Here is a 1760-nt window from a genome sequence, read left to right on the forward strand (position 1 = left end):
TTCCGGTACCGGGCCGCCGACAAGTCGGAAGTCCGGAATTCACTTGCGGATCAGCCGCTTGGCGGCCGATCCAAATGTTCGTATCAGGACGCGTTGAGCGTCGCGACGTCGAGCTTGAGGCCCGGGCCCATCGTCGAGGTGACCGACACCTTCTTGACGTAGTTGCCCTTGGCGCCAGTCGGCTTTGCCTTGGTCACCGCATCGGCGAAGGCGCGGATGTTCTCTTCCAGGGCCTTGACGTCGAACGAGACCTTGCCGACGCCGGCATGGACGATGCCAGCCTTCTCGACACGGAACTCGACGGCGCCGCCCTTGGACGCCTTGACGGCGGCGGCAACGTCGGTGGTGACGGTTCCGACCTTCGGGTTCGGCATCATGCCGCGCGGGCCGAGCACCTTGCCCAGACGGCCGACCAGCGGCATCATGTCCGGCGTGGCGATGCAGCGATCGAAATCGATCGTGCCCTTCTGGACGATGTCGACCAGATCCTCGGCACCAACGATGTCGGCGCCGGCGGCGCGCGCTTCGTCGGCCTTGTCGCCACGGGCGAACACGGCGACACGTACCGAGCGGCCGGTGCCGTTCGGCAGGTTGACCACGCCGCGGACCATCTGGTCGGCATGGCGCGGGTCGACGCCGAGGTTCATGGCGACTTCGATGGTCTCATCGAACTTCACCGAGGAACGGTCCTTGAGCAGCTTCAGCGCATCACCCAGGGCATAAGCCTTGTTGGGATCGATGCCTTCGCGGGTCTTCGATACACGCTTTGCAATCTTTGCCATGATCTTAGCCCACCACTTCCAGACCCATCGAGCGGGCGGAGCCCTCGACCATGCGCATGGCCGCTTCGACGTCGTTTGCGTTCAGGTCTTTCATCTTCGCGGTGGCAATCTCGCGGACCTTGTCACGCGAAACCGTACCGGCCTTGACCTTGCCCGGCTCCTTGGAACCAGAGGTCAGGTTCGCCGCCTTCTTCAGGAAGTAGCTCACCGGCGCCGTCTTCATGACGAAGGTGAAGGACTTGTCCTGATAGTAGGTGATGACAACCGGAACCGGCGATCCCTTTTCCATTTCCTGGGTCTGCGCGTTGAACGCCTTGCAGAACTCCATGATGTTGATGCCACGCTGACCAAGCGCCGGGCCGATCGGGGGAGACGGCGTAGCCGATCCCGCTTTCACCTGGAGCTTGAGCTGGCCTGCAATTTTCTTAGCCATCTCTTTTCCTGCCTTTGTCTATGCCGGTCATGCCGGCGGTTGCAGTCTGGTGGTGCGATCCATGCGGCCGGCTAAAGCCGCATTCGTCTCCCACCGTTCTCAGGCCGCGCTTCCGCGCCGCCTCCCCTGACCGCCAAACCGGCTTCAGGGATTTCGGATCAGCCCTTTTCGACCTGCCCGAATTCCAGATCGACAGGCACGGCGCGCCCGAAGATCGAAACTTCCACCTTGAGCCGCGCCCGCTCCTCGTCCACTTCCTGGACGAAACCGTTGAACGACGCGAAGGGACCATCCGAAACGCGGATCGCTTCGCCGATCTCGAACGTGACCGAGGGCTTGGGCCGCTCGACGCCTTCCTGCACCTGGTTCAGGATGCGCTGCGCTTCCGCCTCGGTGATCGGCACCGGCTTGGAGTCACCCAGGAAGCCGGTGACCTTCGGCGTGTTCTTGACCAGCGAGAACACGGCGTCGGTCAGATTGGCCTTCAGCAGCACATAGCCCGGGAAGAACTTGCGCTCGGCATCGACCTTGCGGCCGCGGCGAAC

3 protein-coding genes are annotated in these 1760 nt (G+C 63.1%); all 3 read right to left on the reverse strand.

What is annotated here, in order from left to right; translation table 11 throughout:
• Positions 1–83: 83 nt before the first annotated feature.
• A complete protein-coding gene (gene rplA / locus ENZ75_RS30815) occupies positions 84–782 on the reverse strand; it encodes a 50S ribosomal protein L1 (RefSeq protein ID WP_013531411.1) in 699 nt (232 codons plus the stop codon).
• A gap of 4 nt (positions 783–786) precedes the next feature.
• Positions 787–1215, reverse strand: a complete 429-nt coding sequence (gene rplK / locus ENZ75_RS30820; protein WP_013531410.1) for a 50S ribosomal protein L11 — start codon at positions 1213–1215, stop codon at positions 787–789.
• Positions 1216–1373: 158 nt separating this feature from the next.
• Positions 1374–1760, reverse strand: a 387-nt coding sequence (gene nusG / locus ENZ75_RS30825) for a transcription termination/antitermination protein NusG (RefSeq protein ID WP_128278586.1), incomplete at its 5' end; no start/stop codon positions are given.

Source organism: Mesorhizobium sp. M7A.F.Ca.CA.002.04.1.1, from assembly GCF_004022805.1.
Classification (GTDB): domain Bacteria; phylum Pseudomonadota; class Alphaproteobacteria; order Rhizobiales; family Rhizobiaceae; genus Mesorhizobium; species Mesorhizobium ciceri.

Coding starts and splice junctions, on each gene's coding strand:
- rplA (WP_013531411.1), bottom strand. CDS start 782: ATGGCAAAGATTGCAAAGCGTGTATCGAAGACCCGCGAAGGCATCGAT.
- rplK (WP_013531410.1), bottom strand. CDS start 1,215: ATGGCTAAGAAAATTGCAGGCCAGCTCAAGCTCCAGGTGAAAGCGGGA.